This window comes from Planktothricoides sp. SR001, from assembly GCF_001276715.1.
Taxonomy (GTDB): domain Bacteria; phylum Cyanobacteriota; class Cyanobacteriia; order Cyanobacteriales; family Laspinemataceae; genus Planktothricoides; species Planktothricoides raciborskii.
The window spans coordinates 2,707-22,357 of sequence record NZ_LIUQ01000006.1; the positions used below are offsets into that span (position 1 = coordinate 2,707).

Below are 19,651 nucleotides of genomic sequence, written 5' to 3' on the forward strand. Positions count from 1 at the left end.
AAGTTCTCCCGCTTTTTTGGTGATTTGGGTCAGTTTCAATCCCTAATAGGGATTCAATATAGTTGCAACAATGCTAGGCCGCGACCGGCGTAGGCGGCAGGAAAGTTTCAATCCCTAATAGGGATTCAATATAGTTGCAACGCATCAGAAAACTACACTTAAATGGAGCGATAGCGTTTCAATCCCTAATAGGGATTCAATATAGTTGCAACTGGAATCAAATTAAGGAGAAAATATAATGAGTTTTAGTTTCAATCCCTAATAGGGATTCAATATAGTTGCAACTTTTCTCAGTCGGGCGATCGCTTTCGAGATGGCCGTTTCAATCCCTAATAGGGATTCAATATAGTTGCAACGACTAAGCAAGCCTTCGGCGCAGCGTAGAAAGAATAGTTTCAATCCCTAATAGGGATTCAATATAGTTGCAACGCGCGATCGACATCATTGCCACGGAAGGTCCTGAGAAGTTTCAATCCCTAATAGGGATTCAATATAGTTGCAACCTTGATAATTTCTATCAGATTGCTCCAACATTTTTTGCGTTTCAATCCCTAATAGGGATTCAATATAGTTGCAACTCCGGGATTACCGCCTAAAGGTTGGGGCGATCGCCAAGTTTCAATCCCTAATAGGGATTCAATATAGTTGCAACTATGGGGTGAGTCTGATAGCGATCGCCCACACAAGCGTTTCAATCCCTAATAGGGATTCAATATAGTTGCAACGGGAAAGTCTGGGATTGTGGGCATGACAGACTAAAACGTTTCAATCCCTAATAGGGATTCAATATAGTTGCAACGCCGATAGCCGATACAACATATCAGCTATCCGTAAGTTTCAATCCCTAATAGGGATTCAATATAGTTGCAACCGGGGATTGAGTTTCAGCCGTCCCAATCAAAAGTTGGGTTTCAATCCCTAATAGGGATTCAATATAGTTGCAACCATAGAGGTTCGGGATTCATCATCCGTTGATGATTTTGTTTCAATCCCTAATAGGGATTCAATATAGTTGCAACTCTTTCTCAGTTTTCCAGTTTTCCGTTTTGATTCCAGTCAGTTTCAATCCCTAATAGGGATTCAATATAGTTGCAACTAATTCATCCAAAAATTTAATTTTAGGTAAATAGTTTCAATCCCTAATAGGGATTCAATATAGTTGCAACGTTAGCCCCCGGTGCAAAGCAGTAGTCTCTAGCCGTTTCAATCCCTAATAGGGATTCAATATAGTTGCAACGATCTTGGAAGCTGAGGCTAAGGCTGCCCAGTGGGGTTTCAATCCCTAATAGGGATTCAATATAGTTGCAACACGCTAATTCAATGGTACTGCTGAGTTGGCCGATGGGTTTCAATCCCTAATAGGGATTCAATATAGTTGCAACCATCCTAACTTGCCAGCCCTATCGCAACCAACCACGTTTCAATCCCTAATAGGGATTCAATATAGTTGCAACAATACAGCCGCACATCAGGAAAAGAGCGATCAACGTTTCAATCCCTAATAGGGATTCAATATAGTTGCAACTTCTCTCCTTTTATATATGTATATATATAGGGAAATTGGGTTTCAATCCCTAATAGGGATTCAATATAGTTGCAACGAATTTCGCCGGCCTGACACTTCTTAAATGCCGCACGTTTCAATCCCTAATAGGGATTCAATATAGTTGCAACATCCCCGATAAATTTTGCAGGGAATTTCGCCGGCCTGTTTCAATCCCTAATAGGGATTCAATATAGTTGCAACAATATATTTTCTAGCAAGCTGTTAAAAAAAAAAAAAGTTTCAATCCCTAATAGGGATTCAATATAGTTGCAACAAAGTAGAAATCCCAAAATATTCTAGATCCTTTTGAGTTTCAATCCCTAATAGGGATTCAATATAGTTGCAACTCTTTTCCTGGTGGGCCTTGCCCCGCTGGGTTGCGTTTCAATCCCTAATAGGGATTCAATATAGTTGCAACAGCGAATCATTCACGGCGATATATCGTCGGCAAGCGTTTCAATCCCTAATAGGGATTCAATATAGTTGCAACGGACCCGAACCCCAGAGCCCAGACGAGACAGAAAACACAGTTTCAATCCCTAATAGGGATTCAATATAGTTCCAACTTTTTAAAATCCTGCAAAAATTGTCCCTTGCTGAGGTTTCAATCCCTAATAGGGATTCAATATAGTTGCAACCGAAATCGAAAATTGTGCCATACTCAAAAATTGTGTTTCAATCCCTAATAGGGATTCAATATAGTTGCAACGTTGACCAGCGCCATTGATGAGGAATTAGCCCGGTTTCAATCCCTAATAGGGATTCAATATAGTTGCAACAAACCTTGCTACTGATAGCTTTCGGCGGATTCTCTCGTTTCAATCCCTAATAGGGATTCAATATAGTTGCAACTGTAGGCTGACACGCCCTCGGTTTCAATCACAACGGATGTTTCAATCCCTAATAGGGATTCAATATAGTTGCAACGAAATCAGGCTCTTTACCATCTCGTAGGCGTTGGTTTCAATCCCTAATAGGGATTCAATATAGTTGCAACTCTAAGGCGTCACTTGATATTGGCCAAGGCTTGTTTCAATCCCTAATAGGGATTCAATATAGTTGCAACATTTTTCTGAAATGATGAATCTAGCCATTCAGCACATCGTTTCAATCCCTAATAGGGATTCAATATAGTTGCAACTCGGGGTGCATTGTACCGGATGCGGGCCAATGCCTGTTTCAATCCCTAATAGGGATTCAATATAGTTGCAACTTTGGCAGGGCTTTTGGATTCCCATAAATTCGATTGGAAGTTTCAATCCCTAATAGGGATTCAATATAGTTGCAACAAATGGATTGGTAGACCGGCTGCGGGCCCCATAAATGTTTCAATCCCTAATAGGGATTCAATATAGTTGCAACTAGGTAGAGAATTAATTAAGGAGAGAAGATATTATGTTTCAATCCCTAATAGGGATTCAATATAGTTGCAACTGTTTGAGTAGTTGGCTCTGATTTTTCCTGCGGTGGTTTCAATCCCTAATAGGGATTCAATATAGTTGCAACAATTATTTCACCGTGGCAGGGCTGAGGATGGCAAAGTTTCAATCCCTAATAGGGATTCAATATAGTTGCAACAAATCCTTATTATGCAAGATTCTCCACTGAATCCCGTTTCAATCCCTAATAGGGATTCAATATAGTTGCAACGCATCAAAGCTGGCAGAAATTTAATAGCTACACCCGTTTCAATCCCTAATAGGGATTCAATATAGTTGCAACTCTACCGGGGCGTAAATCCATCTGTCACAGTTGTATCGGTTTCAATTTCACAGCTTTATCATGGCATTGCCAAGCCATTTCCAAGCGTAAATCCATCTGTCACAGTTGTATCGGTTTCAATCCCTAATAGGGATTCAATATAGTTGCAACCGATTGAAATTCCCTCGGATGCTTGCTCATCAGTCGAGTTTCAATCCCTAATAGGGATTCAATATAGTTGCAACGATTTGTCCAGACGGTAGCAATGCTACTACAATAGTTTCAATCCCTAATAGGGATTCAATATAGTTGCAACGCAAATGGAAATTTTGTAATTTGCTCAATAGGCGGGTTTCAATCCCTAATAGGGATTCAATATAGTTGCAACAGTTCAGTGACCTGCGCCACGATCTTTCTAGCAATCAGTTTCAATCCCTAATAGGGATTCAATATAGTTGCAACATGCAGCGGACGGACTCTGGACAATCGAAAATTGGGACGTTTCAATCCCTAATAGGGATTCAATATAGTTGCAACTTAATGCACTAAATCAGCAAATTGAATCGGCAAATGTTTCAATCCCTAATAGGGATTCAATATAGTTGCAACAGGAACCGTAGTGAATGCAACGCCATAAGCCAACCAAGTTTCAATCCCTAATAGGGATTCAATATAGTTGCAACCGCCACCCGCTTTAGAGGTGGTGCTGATGAGGTAGTTTCAATCCCTAATAGGGATTCAATATAGTTGCAACGAATTCAAGAATTAGATGATTTTATTACAGATGGAAGATGAGGTAGTTTCAATCCCTAATAGGGATTCAATATAGTTGCAACGATACAGATCGATAACGTGGTCAGGAAAAATTTTAGTTTCAATCCCTAATAGGGATTCAATATAGTTGCAACTTGATATGTTGGTTGCACCATACGCCAAAGCTGGGTTTCAATCCCTAATAGGGATTCAATATAGTTGCAACTTCTACAGAGATTTTCCCGGCAGTGCCTTCGCCGGGTTTCAATCCCTAATAGGGATTCAATATAGTTGCAACGCAATAATTAGGCAACCTAAATATGCTTATTCTAGTTTCAATCCCTAATAGGGATTCAATATAGTTGCAACGCGATCGCTGGGTTGTTTACCCAGTTATTTTTGAGTTTCAATCCCTAATAGGGATTCAATATAGTTGCAACAAGATAAGTTTGATTTTTCATTGCTACCTCACAAGTTTCAATCCCTAATAGGGATTCAATATAGTTGCAACCTGAATAAGCTGTCAGAATTACGGGCAAAAGAGTGCGTTTCAATCCCTAATAGGGATTCAATATAGTTGCAACGAGCAAACAGCCCTATAAGCGGATGCAGTCTCTCCAGTTTCAATCCCTAATAGGGATTCAATATAGTTGCAACCCTAAGAAATCTCGTCAATACCGCGAGTTTTGTGGTTTCAATCCCTAATAGGGATTCAATATAGTTGCAACCTCCAGATGATTGGCAAATTCTGGGAAATATTGCTGGTTTCAATCCCTAATAGGGATTCAATATAGTTGCAACCAGCGGCGGATGATTGATATGGAAGAACGCAGAAGTTTCAATCCCTAATAGGGATTCAATATAGTTGCAACTGGGTGACCAGGGTATTCAAGGACCAAAAGGAGACGTTTCAATCCCTAATAGGGATTCAATATAGTTGCAACCTTTATGAGTAATTTAGTATTTCACTCGCTGAATGTTTCAATCCCTAATAGGGATTCAATATAGTTGCAACTCTACAGTAATCGGTCTACCGAGTAACATTCGGTTTGTTTCAATCCCTAATAGGGATTCAATATAGTTGCAACAAAAAAATAGAATCGGTTTTATATGAATTCTTTTTGTTTCAATCCCTAATAGGGATTCAATATAGTTGCAACTGTATCAACAATTGCAAATTGAAGGCCAAAAAATGTTTCAATCCCTAATAGGGATTCAATATAGTTGCAACTGTGAGGCTCGGTGAGAGTTAGTGCTAAGTCACGAGTTTCAATCCCTAATAGGGATTCAATATAGTTGCAACAGCCTTACGCCATACCGATTCTGAGCGACATAGGGTTTCAATCCCTAATAGGGATTCAATATAGTTGCAACTTTATTGGTCAACATGGGATTTGAAAAAAATCTGGTTTCAATCCCTAATAGGGATTCAATATAGTTGCAACAAAGTGATCGCCAGCAAAGCCAGTGGAAATTAGCAGTTTCAATCCCTAATAGGGATTCAATATAGTTGCAACTTTTCAGCAATTCTACGTTACGGCGTCCGGTTAGGAGTGTTTCAATCCCTAATAGGGATTCAATATAGTTGCAACATCTTTTTACTAGATAGCCAGATAGCCGATAGCCAGATAGTTTCAATCCCTAATAGGGATTCAATATAGTTGCAACGATATCCGATGCGAAAATAATTGGATTACTGGGAGTTTCAATCCCTAATAGGGATTCAATATAGTTGCAACCTGTACTAAAATTGTCAGCCAAATTACAACAGGGCTGCGTTTCAATCCCTAATAGGGATTCAATATAGTTGCAACTCAAGCGCCCTTTGCAGTTGTCGATTTTTTTTCAGTTTCAATCCCTAATAGGGATTCAATATAGTTGCAACGGTCTAATGCAATCCTTTAAGTCAGCAATTTTTGTTTCAATCCCTAATAGGGATTCAATATAGTTGCAACTAGTGGAAGGCAAGCAAGTCATCCGCATTGAGGAAGTTTCAATCCCTAATAGGGATTCAATATAGTTGCAACGCGTCGTTTTCGGGGTTGTAGGGTTTTGCAATGGTGTTTCAATCCCTAATAGGGATTCAATATAGTTGCAACATTTGGAAGTAAGAAAAAAGTATCCCCGCGTAGCTTGCGTTTCAATCCCTAATAGGGATTCAATATAGTTGCAACCAAATCTACTTTCAGGTTTACCAGAATCGGTTGCTAGACGTTTCAATCCCTAATAGGGATTCAATATAGTTGCAACATTTTTTGACCCACATTCGGGACATTTGGGGCCATCAAGTTTCAATCCCTAATAGGGATTCAATATAGTTGCAACTATCATGGGAGGTATCCCTCGGAAAAGGGATCGATGTTTCAATCCCTAATAGGGATTCAATATAGTTGCAACTCCGTTTTCGGGTTGGATGATGAACCTCTAAAACCAGCGTTTCAATCCCTAATAGGGATTCAATATAGTTGCAACTATGCCGTGACATAAAATCTCTAATTAGTTTTTGCTCTGTTTCAATCCCTAATAGGGATTCAATATAGTTGCAACTGACTTTCTGCGATATAATCAGAGTAGTCAAAAATTTGTTTCAATCCCTAATAGGGATTCAATATAGTTGCAACCTGCCATATAAATGTAATTAATGTTTAATTACAAGTTTCAATCCCTAATAGGGATTCAATATAGTTGCAACGCGATCGCTTGCTGATCGGTTTTTTTCCAGATGTTTCAATCCCTAATAGGGATTCAATATAGTTGCAACAAAATGCCATCATTACCCCGGCTGAACTGCTTAATGTTTCAATCCCTAATAGGGATTCAATATAGTTGCAACGGGTAAGTCTTTAAGAGCGATCGCCTCTCACCTTTCGGGTTTCAATCCCTAATAGGGATTCAATATAGTTGCAACTCTTCAAAAATTGCATAGGATCCATGAGTAGGATGGTGTTTCAATCCCTAATAGGGATTCAATATAGTTGCAACTCACCACAAGGAGCCCTTTATGATTTCAATTGTATGTTTCAATCCCTAATAGGGATTCAATATAGTTGCAACATCCGTTGATATGGTTCGGTCTTATCGGCTAGATGTTTCAATCCCTAATAGGGATTCAATATAGTTGCAACATTGTCTAGCGAGTGTGAGGCATGGCAGTGGCGTGTTTCAATCCCTAATAGGGATTCAATATAGTTGCAACTCGGAAAATTGGTGAGGCTATCAAAATAGGTGCGGAGTTTCAATCCCTAATAGGGATTCAATATAGTTGCAACTTAAGCCGCCATTTGATAGCCATGTTTTTGGTTCTGTTTCAATCCCTAATAGGGATTCAATATAGTTGCAACCTGATAACGACGCTCAAATTTACTTTCAGGTCTATCAAGTTTCAATCCCTAATAGGGATTCAATATAGTTGCAACGGTAATTAGGTGGTATTCTAAAAGTATCAAAAAAATGTTTCAATCCCTAATAGGGATTCAATATAGTTGCAACTTTGCTTTGCAATCTTTTCTGCTTCTTTGATTGAATATTCGTTTCAATCCCTAATAGGGATTCAATATAGTTGCAACGCTCCTGTTGTACCGATGATGGTAAGCCAAGAAAGTTTCAATCCCTAATAGGGATTCAATATAGTTGCAACAAAAGAAACCTGCCATTTTTTGGCAGTTTTTACTCTTTGGTTTCAATCCCTAATAGGGATTCAATATAGTTGCAACTATTCGCTTAGTTTTTGATGGAAAAATTGATATTGTTTCAATCCCTAATAGGGATTCAATATAGTTGCAACTTGAATCCAGCGAACCCGAAACAAAGTCAACATCTGTTTCAATCCCTAATAGGGATTCAATATAGTTGCAACCAGATTAGTGTTAACCCCGTGGACTTTTTTAAATCCGTTTCAATCCCTAATAGGGATTCAATATAGTTGCAACCCTTGTCTACCCCCGATGGTTGCAATTGGAAATCACAGTTTCAATCCCTAATAGGGATTCAATATAGTTGCAACCGCAGTTTCAACAGCACCGGGAAATGGTCGTGTCCGTTTCAATCCCTAATAGGGATTCAATATAGTTGCAACAGTAAATGGATTGATGCGTACACGCCAAACTTTGAAGTTTCAATCCCTAATAGGGATTCAATATAGTTGCAACTATATAGATAGGCTACCACTGAGTACAGATATTTCTGTTTCAATCCCTAATAGGGATTCAATATAGTTGCAACCTGGTCAATTCCGGTTATCTCCCGAAGAAGGGCAGGGTTTCAATCCCTAATAGGGATTCAATATAGTTGCAACGCGCGGATAAAAGATTATGAAATGTTTCTAGAAAAAAGTTTCAATCCCTAATAGGGATTCAATATAGTTGCAACCTGATCTCGCAAAGGCTTCTGTTGTAGCTCTATCTGTTTCAATCCCTAATAGGGATTCAATATAGTTGCAACTTACCGAGTTCAAGGAATCCGCAAAAACAATTTATGGTTTCAATCCCTAATAGGGATTCAATATAGTTGCAACTGTGCCGATGGTGGCACCAGTAAGCCATCAAGTTTCAACTCATCTGTTTCAATCCCTAATAGGGATTCAATATAGTTGCAACAAATTTTGCATTTTGGTCTCCAGTTTTGCTTTCGATGTTTCAATCCCTAATAGGGATTCAATATAGTTGCAACACGAAAAAACAAGTTATTTGTTTGAATAATTTTTGTTTCAATCCCTAATAGGGATTCAATATAGTTGCAACGAATCAAATTAAGGAGAAAGTACAATGAGTTTTAAGTTTCAATCCCTAATAGGGATTCAATATAGTTGCAACCTTTTTTTGGTAACTGTGTTACAATGAAAATAAAATGTTTCAATCCCTAATAGGGATTCAATATAGTTGCAACGCCAAAGAACTTTGGCAATCATTAGAGGTTTTGATGTTTCAATCCCTAATAGGGATTCAATATAGTTGCAACTCAATCGAATAAAAATCCAATAATTCAAAAAATTGTTTCAATCCCTAATAGGGATTCAATATAGTTGCAACTATCCGGGTGCCAGAGAGTATCGCTGAAGACGTGAGTTTCAATCCCTAATAGGGATTCAATATAGTTGCAACCTAACCCTTGATTTGGCTAAAGAAGCCATTTTAATGTTTCAATCCCTAATAGGGATTCAATATAGTTGCAACTTGGTTTTGCAAATAGTAGTGCGGCTCCGCCCGCGGTTTCAATCCCTAATAGGGATTCAATATAGTTGCAACGATACAGCAACCGATACCGCCACCACTGCGATCGCGTTTCAATCCCTAATAGGGATTCAATATAGTTGCAACTATGAAGTTATTCAATTAGATGCTGGGCAATTGTTGTTTCAATCCCTAATAGGGATTCAATATAGTTGCAACTCCGTGTATGTGATCAATCCCAGTGAATTGCTGAAAGTTGTTTCAATCCCTAATAGGGATTCAATATAGTTGCAACCCGAAACAATAGGGGGCATCTCCTATTGTCTGCGTTTCAATCCCTAATAGGGATTCAATATAGTTGCAACTGGTGTGACTGGTGGATGCCTTCCGAGGGATATGCAGTTTCAATCCCTAATAGGGATTCAATATAGTTGCAACTTTTGTTTTGGGGATTTAGCCTTTAGCCGCTTCGAGTGTTTCAATCCCTAATAGGGATTCAATATAGTTGCAACTGTGGAAGCACTTAGATCCGTTGGGTTGGGTGGCTTGTTTCAATCCCTAATAGGGATTCAATATAGTTGCAACTTAGCAGAATATATTTATGGCGATCGCGATATTCAGTTTCAATCCCTAATAGGGATTCAATATAGTTGCAACTTTTATCTCTATTTTTTGGCCATTTCTTAAGCCAAGTTTCAATCCCTAATAGGGATTCAATATAGTTGCAACGATAAGGCTGTTGGCTTTTAAGGGTTTTTTGCCAGTAGTTTCAATCCCTAATAGGGATTCAATATAGTTGCAACTTGTAAGAGATGGGAACTAGATTCCATCGTGGACGGGTTTCAATCCCTAATAGGGATTCAATATAGTTGCAACCACAAATTACTGGCAATATCTCTGGCAATGCAGCGGTTTCAATCCCTAATAGGGATTCAATATAGTTGCAACATTTTCTCTAGCTGGCGATTGTCGGAAAGATAAGTGCAGTTTCAATCCCTAATAGGGATTCAATATAGTTGCAACCTTTACCAAGTTCTTAAACTTGGTAAATTCGGCATCGGTTTCAATCCCTAATAGGGATTCAATATAGTTGCAACTGATCACTGTTTTTATGGCTTATAATCTGTTGTAAGTTTCAATCCCTAATAGGGATTCAATATAGTTGCAACTGGTTCGGTTTTATCCGCTAGGTGCCCGTGGTAGGGTTTCAATCCCTAATAGGGATTCAATATAGTTGCAACCCCGGTTTGCTCCGTGTTCTTGTTAGAGTGGTGAATCGTTTCAATCCCTAATAGGGATTCAATATAGTTGCAACTTGTCGTTGATTCGTGAGGCAAGAAAAGTAGGGTGTTTCAATCCCTAATAGGGATTCAATATAGTTGCAACTCATCGTAGGGATTTTCAATTTGTCGAATTGACTGTGAGTTTCAATCCCTAATAGGGATTCAATATAGTTGCAACACTAAGTAGAAAAAATCACGCGATCGCTGTTAAGATCGTTTCAATCCCTAATAGGGATTCAATATAGTTGCAACAAATTTTGTCCATCCGTACTACCAAGGGGCGATCCGTTTCAATCCCTAATAGGGATTCAATATAGTTGCAACGAAGCCTTAGCCCGTGTGTATCGCGATTCTTGGTTAGTTTCAATCCCTAATAGGGATTCAATATAGTTGCAACAGCTTAGGGCGATGGGTTTAATCAATTGGTCTGTTCCTGTTTCAATCCCTAATAGGGATTCAATATAGTTGCAACGCCTAGAGATGAAAGATGGGCTGCGATCGCTCTCAGGGTTTCAATCCCTAATAGGGATTCAATATAGTTGCAACACATGGAATTCTAACCAATTTGAAAGTGCCAAGTTGCGTTTCAATCCCTAATAGGGATTCAATATAGTTGCAACCAGCTTTTTCGGCCCACAAGCGCATCCGTTTTTGGTAGTTTCAATCCCTAATAGGGATTCAATATAGTTGCAACTCTATCCCATTTTAGAGGTTAAAAAATGCTTGATCTGGTTTCAATCCCTAATAGGGATTCAATATAGTTGCAACGTTACTCAAAAATTGCCTGCTCTACCGGCTTTCGGGCGTTTCAATCCCTAATAGGGATTCAATATAGTTGCAACTCCAGTTTACCTTGTCAAGCTTGCCACCTTCGTTTGTTTCAATCCCTAATAGGGATTCAATATAGTTGCAACTGCTACTGTAAAGTTTTATTAGTTACAAATTGCCGTTTCAATCCCTAATAGGGATTCAATATAGTTGCAACTTGGGGGTTGAGTCTAAGGGCAATTCCCCACGGGTTGGTTTCAATCCCTAATAGGGATTCAATATAGTTGCAACTGCTCATCTTTTGAAGCCCGCAAAAATTCATCAACCGTTTCAATCCCTAATAGGGATTCAATATAGTTGCAACTGGCCGGGGCTCGGAACCCTTGATTTATTTAATTTTCCAGGTTCATTTGCGCGAATCGACTTCATCATACCATCAAAGCCCCCAAACTTGTCAACAGACCTCAAACCTGAATCAAGCAAAACCCTCACTCACAAAGGATTTCAGGATTTGCGCGGATCGGTTCGAGACTCAAAAACTCTCAAACCTCGACCCCATAAACAGTTCAGAGGAAAAAATGCCCTGCCCTGTTTTTACACCCACCCCTCCGCGCAAATATCCCCTGACGCAGATTGCGGGTCAACCTCTATTATACCCCGCCCATAACCAACCGCAAAACCGATAAGCACCCATCCCCATAACCTAGCCGATTCAGACCGTTGTCAAATATTTGATACCGTTAAACCGGCCATCTCTGGGGGAGGAACTTGGGCTAAAGCCGCCAGAATCACCTCAACTCCCGCCCCAGGAACATGAGTATTTTCACTCAGATATCGTTTCCAAACACGACTCCCCGGTTGTCCATTAAACAATAACAACAAATGTCGGCTAATCTTATTTAAACTCAACCCTTGACTCAGCCAATACTCAATATAAGGCAGCATCGCCTCAACCACCTGATGCCGCGTCAGGGGCGTAGTATTTTCCCCATAAATCTCCCGATCGCATTCCGCAAACAAATAAGGGCGATCGTAAGCTGCCCGACCAATCATCACCCCATCCACCAACTGCAAATGTGCTTTAACCTCGGCCAAAGTAGTCACACCGCCGTTAATTTCCACAAACAAATGGGGAAAATCTTGCTTTAAACGATACACATCACCGTAACGCAACGGCGGAACATCGCGATTTTCCTTGGGACTTAACCCTTGTAACCAGGCTTTGCGGGCATGAACGGTAAACCGCTGACACCCAGCCCCAGAAACAACCCGGACAAAATTCGCCATATCCTCATAGCGATCGCGATCGTCAATCCCAATCCGATGTTTTACCGTAATCGGCAAATGGGTCGCTTGCTGCATAGCCTCCACTGCCCGGGCAACTCGGTCTGGTTGGGCCATCAAACAAGCCCCAAAATTGCCATTTTGCACCCGACTGCTGGGACAACCGACATTTAAATTAATCTCGTCATAGCCAAAATCCGTCCCAATGCGAACGCATTCCGCCAACTCCTGCGGATCGTCCCCCCCCAGTTGCAGGGATACGGGCTTTTCCTCTGGAGAAAAACCCAACAGTCGGGGGCGATCGCCGTGAATAATCGCTGCGGTCGTCACCATCTCCGTATATAACAGCGTCCGACGGGTAATCTGCCGCATAAAATAGCGAAAATGGCGATCGGTATAATCCATCATCGGCGCCACACTTAACGGGTTGCCCTGGAGTGTTAATGGATTTATGCAATCTTTCAGAGTCATCATTTATAGAACAGGGTGTAGGGTGTGGGGTGTGGGGTGTGGGGGGTGTGGGGGGTGTGGGGGAAGACAGTGATGCATTCGTAGGGGCGAATGGCCATTCGCCCGTAGTCGTAGGGGCGAATGGCCATTCGCCCGTACAAAATAAATATCACTATTCACTATTTACTATTCACTATTCACTATTTACTATTTACTATTCACTATTCACTATTCACTATTCTCTATTCCCTACACCCTACACCCTCTCTTCCCCTACACCCTACACCCTACACCCTACACCCCAACCAACAAACAACAAAAAAGAGAATCACTTGTTGTTTGTGACTCTCTTTTGAGGTGCTTTTCCTTTGGGAATACCCCCAGGGGAATTCGAATCCCCGTCGCCTCCGTGAAAGGGAGGTGTCCTAGGCCTCTAGACGATGGGGGCTAGGTTTTTGTTTGGGCTTGAGACTCACGTTATCTTAAGCGTTTTGTGCGCTTTGTGTTCGTTTGTCCCTCACACCTTTAATACCGTAACCTATCTTTTTAGATATGTCAACCCCTAAACCAAAAAAAATTTAAAAAATTTTTTTGGGGCAAAATCACCCCTGGGTTGGCGGGGGACTTAAAAGGCTATAACCCTTGTCCTGCCTAGGCTTTATCGTTTATGTCCCTGGCAGAACCCCGGAACCATCCGGCACAACCGCTCCCGTAAGCGCGATCGCTGGCTTTCATCTAAAGCCGAATTGGGCAACTCGGTTTCCACGCGGGGATTAAGGCTGGCGCCAGTGCGTCCGGTAAAAATCCAGACAATCGAACGAAAGCAGTCTCTCACAATGCGCCATCTTGATTCGCGGGGAAAATTTGGCGAAGGCACAGAAATGGGAGTCACAATGATGCCCTGACTCCCCAGGACAAAAGTAGCGATCGCTCGGGAACGGTCGATATGATAATCCGACGTAATCAAATAGAGATGCCGCCGCTGGGCCCGAATAAAATCATCTACGGTGCAAGTAAAATTAGTCACCGTATCCGTAGCACAAGGATCGTAGTGAATTTGCTCTGGGGGAATACCTGCTGCCGCAAAAATCCCGCTATATAAGCGCTTTTCCCTCTCCGAGCCCGCAGAAACCCAAATATCCAAACTCTGGTGAGACTGCCACAACTCAGCCGCAAATCTAATCCGGTTAGGATTGCCATTCAAGACTAAAATTGCCTGGGGTTCCGGTACTTGCCAGGAGGCGATCGCAATTCGCAGGGGAATAAAACTGACGCCAAAAATCAGCACAACCGCAAAGAGAACCAGGCAAAATCGGCTAAATCTTCTGGCGATCGACCTACTGCGGGATATGGCTTTTGACTTAAGTTTCATATTCACAGGGGAAAATCGCAACTGTAGGGTGGGCAATATTTTGCCCACCCTACTATAGCTATAGCAATTCATGCGAGTGATGCGAAAATTTTTGTAGGGGCAATCCCCCCGTGGTTGCCCCTGAGCGTATGCGGGTTGGGGGGATCTGTTGCCGAATTTATCGAAAATGGGATTAAGCCGCTGCGGACTCAATTTCCGGTTTCATTGCTTCGGTTTCAGCCATTGCCCGATCCGTAGCCGCTTTTGCTGCCAAATATTCGGCTAACTGGCTTTCGATTTGCTGACGCACCAGGTCACGATAATCATAAAAATGTTCAAAGTGAGCGCAAACCGTCAAATAATGATCCCAAACCCGAGGATTCTGCTTAAAAATGTTATACAGATAAATCCAAAACTTACTGCGAGTTTCCCGCACCACTCCTTGACGCCAAAACAGAATCAATAAAGCGCGAATCGTCGTCCAGCTAACTAACTTCCGCCGTTGCACCCGATTTCTCGGTGCGCCTAACATTAGAAAATGACGATAAGTGCGCTCTAAAAATTGCATTGGCTCGTAAATTTTCCAAAAGGCGTCAATATATTCGCGAGCAATATCTTCAATCGGTCGAGTCGGGACAAAGTTCATCAAAGTTGTCTGGTTGCCAGCCGCTTGTTGGTTGAGCATACGTCCTTCCTTCGTCAGACGATGCCACAGGGCTGTATCTGGCAGCGCTTGCAACATACTAAACATGGCAATAGGGATGGAAGTTTGCTGGACAAACCGGGCTACGCGATCGCCTGCCCCTGGTTTTTCCCCATCAAAACCAATAATAAACCCAGCCATCACCCGCAACCCAGCGCGAATAATCTTCTCCACCGAATCGCTCAGAGAATCGCGAGTATTTTGGAACTTCTTAGTTAGAGTTAAACTAGCTTCATCGGGAGTTTCAATTCCCAAAAATACCGCAATAAAATTGCAGTCAACCATCATTTCCATCAACTCTGGATCGTTAGCCAAATCCACCGAAGCTTCTGTATGAAACTTGAAATGATAATTATGTGCTTCTTGCCATTTCTTTAACTCTTTTAGCAATAACTTAACATTGCGTTTATTGCCAATAAAATTGTCATCTACCAAGAAAATACTTTGGTCAAAGCCCAACTCATAAAGGCGGTCTAATTCAGCTAACAACTGCTCTGGAGTTTTCGTCCGGGGTTTGCGCCCATAAAGCACAATAATATCGCAGAATTCGCATTGGAATGGGCAACCGCGAGAAAACTGAATCGCCATTGAATCATAAGCATCTTTATCCACCAATTCAAACCGAGGAATTGGGGTAGAGGTGACATCGGGTTTTTCTCCATTCGCCCGAAAAACCCCACGAGTTTCGCCGCGTTCTAGGGCTGCCACAAACATGGGCAGGGTAATTTCCCCTTCATCCAAAATTAAATAATCCACCCCAGCTTCTTCCGGTTCATGGGGTAATGCCGTGGCATAAGGCCCACCCACAGCCACAGGTTTGCCTCGGCGTTTGGCTTCCCGAATTTGCGCCAATAAATCCTCTTTTTGGACAATCATTCCAGACAGAATCACCAGTTCCGCCCAATCCCAATCTGCTTCGGTGGTTTCCTGAATATTGCGATCGACTAATTTATATTCCCATTCATCAGGAAGAATGGCGGCGACCGTAATCAAACCCAGAGGAGGTAGCAGGGCTTTACGACCAACTAACTCTAGACTTTTTTCAAATGACCAGAAACTTTTCGGAAATCGAGGATAAATCAGTAAAACTCGCATATATGTTCTCTGTGAAACAACACTTGTAATCAATTACTAAACTAGGATATATTGTCCAGGCTTTATCGGTTGATTCTGCGGGGAGTTTAGTTTCCTGGCGAAGCATTCGCGCATAAACTTTTCGGCTTAGGTTTAGAGATAAATCCGCGAATGCTTCGCCCCTACAGGCTGATTTACACAATCGGGATGATCCTACTAAGGCAAAATCATTTCCAAGGACAAAGCCATTGTCAACTTCCTAGTTTAGTTTTCCTCAAAATCGCGTGAAGTCATCATTGGTTGCACCATTCTCTCTAAAACAAAGGCAATAGTTCCATCATATCTCAAAGAATATTTTAATCAGAAACCTCCAGCAATTTTTGAACATTATAACTTTTGACGATAATATAACGTAGCAGCAAAATTGGCAGCTTTATGGGGTGGACTGAGTAGGCTGAGTAGGCTGAGTAGACTGAGTAGGCTGAGTGGACTGAGTAGCGGACAAGGCTAGGGCATCCGCAGCCGATCGCCCTTCTCCAGAAATGCCGAAATGCCAGAGCACTGCTGCCGCTTCAGCGCGAGTCACCGTCTTTTGGGGCTGAAACAAGGTGGTATAACCAAAAGCGCGGCGAATATTGGCCAAATCGCCATTTTGGTGATCGGCCAAAACTGCCCGCAGCGCCCTCGGATCGATTTTACTGGTGTCTTGAAAACCCCACGTTTCCTTAACTGTATCCACGGAAGCGGTGGGAAGCGATCGCCGAATATCCAGAGGAACTTTCCACAGGATCAAATCTTGCCTAGTCAGGGGTTGGTCGGGGCTAAAAGTCACCGTGGTGGTTTCCCCAGCCAAAGAACTGGGAATAATTCCCGCTTCCGCTAACCCTTGAATCACCGGAAAATCCGGGTCACTGATGGGCACATCTTGAAAAGCTGGTTGAGCATTAGTAGTCGCTACACGAATTTGTTTACTCGGTTGGTTGGCATAAATTTTATTATTCGCCAACATCAGCCATTGGGCGTATTGACGACGAGTAATAACTTTATTCGGTTCTAAGACCTTACCATTCTGTCTATTGATTTCTTTACTGACGGGGATTTGCAACACCCCTAGTTTACTCAAGTCTTGGATATATGAGCGTAACGGTTCGGGGGCTTGGTCAAGATCGGTAGAAATCGCGGTTTCTGTAGTTTCTGCGGTTTGTGGTGCAGTGGATGCGATCGTCTCAGGGGTGGTTTTTGGGGTAGTTGCCACCTCATCCGAGTCAAGACGATGGTAAGAAATCAGATATTGTGTCGGTAAAGGGGTGGGACTTTGGGGATTAGATGCTGCGGCATCGGGCTTTTGAACTATGGAAAAAGTGACTTCTAGATTCTCTTGACGAGCGATGATTTTATCTCCCTGAATATCCGGTTGACTATCGGTGGATGCCCCAACCAACTGCCAATTATTTTTTTGCAACTCCGATTGCCAAAAAGTCCTCACCTGTTCGGGACTATCATCAGTCTGCCAACGGGTAGAGACGATCTGCCCGGTTTTTGGCGGTGTGGGAACCGATGGGGTTTCCGTAGCCGCTTGGAGTTGTTCGGTTTCCACTGCCAGCAGTTTTGCCCCTGGATATAAAGGAATCTCAAAGGGGAAATCCTGGGGTAATGCCACGGTTGAGGCCGGAGTGGGAGTGGTTGGTTGGACGAGATCGGGCTGATTCTCTTTCAGTTGCGGATCCGCTTCTAATGAACGTTGTAGTGATTCGCCTGCCGGACTATTCGCACAAGAGGTCAGAAGCATTAAGAGTACAATCGTGGAAATGAGCGATTTGCTTTCGCGATCGCCAAGGCGGAATCGCAAACAGGATAGGTTAGGCAGCATCACATTCATATTTAAGCAATGATCGTTGTCAATTTTAAATGAATTAGATGGGCTTCGGAGCAAAATCATCTGCGATCGCCCAGAAATTCCCACCCAAGGGACAATTTTTGGGATTCCCAGGGGAAATTGGAGGTACTTGGAGGTACATTGAATGATCGAACCGAATTTTCAAGCAATGAGCCAAAAAGAATTGCAGAAATATATGCTGGCTCATCGAGACAGTCAAGAGGCATTTTATGCTTATATAGACAGGTTACATCAAGAAGGAAACTGGGTGGAGATGCCGCCAGTGGATTCGGTTGAGGATTTAGAACAATATCCAGAATTTACCGCCCGATTTCGTAAAGACTCTCTCCCCAAAAATCAAGGATAGTTTTTTCCCCCGAAAAAAAACCGGGTTTGTGTCGTGGATATGTAAGGGCGGGATTCACACCAATGGTTTGAATCCCGCCCTTACTCTGAGTTACAAAAAACCCGGTTTCAAGGGTTGCCAAATTGGGATAAAACATTGACTAAAAATTGGCAATGTTCTAACTCGTGAGTAGCCATAACGGTAATGCGAATTCGGCTAGTAGGCACCGTGGGGGGACGCACCGCCGCCGCCCAAATTCCCGCCGCTTTTAGTTCGCTTCCGGCGGCTAAAACTGCGGCCGCATCAGACATTTGCAGGGCAAAAATTGGCGACTGAGAGGGCAGGATTTTCCAGCAAGATGGCAGTTTGGTGGCAAATTCTTGTTCCAAATAGGCGATATTTTGCCAAAGTTTTTGCCGTCTTTCCGGTTCAGCGCGAATAATGGCGATCGCTTCCAAAGCGGCAGCCGTATCCCCAGGGGATAACCCGGTAGTATAAATCCAACTGGGGGCGCGGTTCCGCAAAAAGTCGATTAAACTGGCACTTCCGGCAATATAACCGCCCAAACTGCCCAAAGCTTTACTTAAAGTCCCCATTTGAATTAAAGGTTTGCCCGTGCAGCCAAAGTGTTCTACAGCCCCCGACCCAGTTTCGCCTAAAACTCCCGTACCGTGGGCTTCATCCACTAACACCATACAGTCAAATTCTGCGGCCAAATTTAACAATTCTGGTACTTGACAAATATCCCCATCCATGCTGAAGACGGTATCAGAAAGAATCAGGCAGCGTCGATGTTGATGACGATGTTGTTCTAAGAGGGTTTTTAACTCTTCTATTTGGTTATGGGAATATTCTTTGAATGTGGCGCCGCTGAGAATGGCACCATTTTTTAAACAAGAGTGATTATATCGATCGCCGAGGATTAAATCTCGTTGCCCAACTAAAGCAGCGATCGCGCCAATATTCGCCAAATAACCAGAAGAAAATACGATCGCCGCATCGGTTTGTTTCCAGTCGGCGATCGCTGCTTCTAACTGCTGGTGTAGGGGTCGATTTCCGGTAATTAAACGCGACCCCGTAGCCCCAGTCCCATAAGTTTGGGTGGCTTTAATTGCGGCTTGAATTAGGCGATCGTCCCCCGCTAAACCGAGATAATCATTACTGGCAAAATTCATCAGTTTTCTGCCTTCTACTTGTACCAATGACCCCGGCAAACTTTCTATAGTTTGGGGCGATCGATGCCAGTTAGCCCGGTGAATTGCTGAGAGAGATTTTTCTATCCAACTATATGGGTTTTCAGGATTCATAGATTAGACTTAGGCAATTTAAGGGCAAAGCATTCGCGGAT

7 protein-coding genes, 1 tRNA gene and 2 CRISPR repeat arrays are annotated in these 19,651 nt (G+C 42.3%); of the genes, 2 read left to right on the top strand and 6 right to left on the bottom strand.

Going from position 1 to position 19,651, the window contains the following annotated elements; all coding sequences use genetic code 11:
• Positions 1-32 precede the first annotated feature (32 nt).
• A CRISPR array of direct repeats spans positions 33-3,268; the repeat unit is 37 nt; unit sequence GTTTCAATCCCTAATAGGGATTCAATATAGTTGCAAC.
• A 113-nt stretch (positions 3,269-3,381) separates the two neighbouring features.
• Positions 3,382-11,583: direct repeats of the CRISPR family, unit length 37 nt; unit sequence GTTTCAATCCCTAATAGGGATTCAATATAGTTGCAAC.
• A gap of 359 nt (positions 11,584-11,942) precedes the next feature.
• Positions 11,943-12,977 (bottom strand): tRNA dihydrouridine(20/20a) synthase DusA, encoded by a 1,035-nt coding sequence (gene dusA / locus AM228_RS05290; RefSeq protein ID WP_054465062.1) that lies wholly within the window; start codon positions 12,975-12,977, stop codon positions 11,943-11,945.
• 53 nt (positions 12,978-13,030) lie between these two features.
• On the opposite strand from dusA, the gene AM228_RS29220 reads away from it, so the two are divergent.
• Entirely contained in the window at positions 13,031-13,309 is a 279-nt protein-coding gene (locus AM228_RS29220) for a hypothetical protein (RefSeq protein ID WP_156331557.1), read from the top strand.
• 19 nt (positions 13,310-13,328) lie between these two features.
• Here AM228_RS29220 and AM228_RS05295 read toward each other — a convergent pair.
• From AM228_RS05295 to AM228_RS05310, 4 genes are all read right to left on the bottom strand, one after another.
• Positions 13,329-13,401: transfer RNA gene (locus AM228_RS05295), tRNA-Glu, on the bottom strand.
• Positions 13,402-13,611: 210 nt separating this feature from the next.
• Positions 13,612-14,325, bottom strand: a complete 714-nt coding sequence (locus AM228_RS05300; RefSeq protein ID WP_082348763.1) for a YdcF family protein — start codon at positions 14,323-14,325, stop codon at positions 13,612-13,614.
• A 172-nt stretch (positions 14,326-14,497) separates the two neighbouring features.
• Positions 14,498-16,102, bottom strand: coding sequence for a B12-binding domain-containing radical SAM protein (locus AM228_RS05305; protein ID WP_054465063.1), 1,605 nt, complete (start codon positions 16,100-16,102; stop codon positions 14,498-14,500).
• Between the two features lie 412 nt (positions 16,103-16,514).
• Positions 16,515-18,020, bottom strand: coding sequence for an S-layer homology domain-containing protein (locus AM228_RS05310; protein ID WP_231636631.1), 1,506 nt, complete (start codon positions 18,018-18,020; stop codon positions 16,515-16,517).
• 82 nt (positions 18,021-18,102) lie between these two features.
• On the opposite strand from AM228_RS05310, the gene AM228_RS05315 reads away from it, so the two are divergent.
• Positions 18,103-18,324, top strand: coding sequence for a DUF6887 family protein (locus tag AM228_RS05315; protein WP_054465065.1), 222 nt, complete (start codon positions 18,103-18,105; stop codon positions 18,322-18,324).
• A gap of 107 nt (positions 18,325-18,431) precedes the next feature.
• Here AM228_RS05315 and bioF read toward each other — a convergent pair whose 3' ends face one another.
• The gene (gene bioF, locus AM228_RS05320) at positions 18,432-19,610 is read right to left on the bottom strand and encodes an 8-amino-7-oxononanoate synthase (RefSeq protein WP_054465066.1); all 1,179 of its coding nucleotides are present in this window, start codon (positions 19,608-19,610) and stop codon (positions 18,432-18,434) included.
• Positions 19,611-19,651 lie beyond the last annotated feature (41 nt).